Source organism: Caballeronia sp. LZ003 (assembly GCF_031451465.1).
Classification (GTDB): Bacteria; Pseudomonadota; Gammaproteobacteria; order Burkholderiales; family Burkholderiaceae; genus Caballeronia.
The window spans coordinates 1-402 of record NZ_JARUXJ010000213.1; the positions used below are offsets into that span (position 1 = coordinate 1).

1 protein-coding gene is annotated in these 402 nt (G+C 60.2%); it reads left to right on the forward strand.

Annotation, left to right across the window (positions count from 1 at the left end; genetic code table 11):
* Positions 1-132: 132 nt before the first annotated feature.
* Positions 133-402 (forward strand): phage tail protein (locus tag QCE79_RS34505; RefSeq protein ID WP_309852269.1); only part of this gene is annotated, 270 nt, incomplete at its 3' end.

Here is a 402-nt window from a genome sequence, read left to right on the forward strand (position 1 = left end):
AGGTGCGGGCTTGGGCGAACAGGACGCACGTGAGTTGCAGGAGATGGTGCGCGCATTTGTGGATCAGAGAATCGCCCGCAAGATGGGCGGGCAGGGCGGAGTCGGTTATTTGATGTCGCAGGGGTTGCTTGCGTGAGCATATCAGCTACGCATCGCACCTTTACCTGGTCACCTTCTGTTGATGCGGAGGGAACCACGCACTTTCGAGTGCGTGCGGTGCAGTTTGGCGACGGCTATAGCCAGGTCGTGGCGGACGGCGCGCGCAACGTTACCGAGTCGTGGCCGTTACGGTTTGTTGGTGATGGGCAAGAAATCGGCGCAATCCGCGCGTTTCTTGATGCCACGCGCGGTACCGAAGCCTTTTACTGGACACCGCCATTACGCACGCGCGGTCTGTTCCGA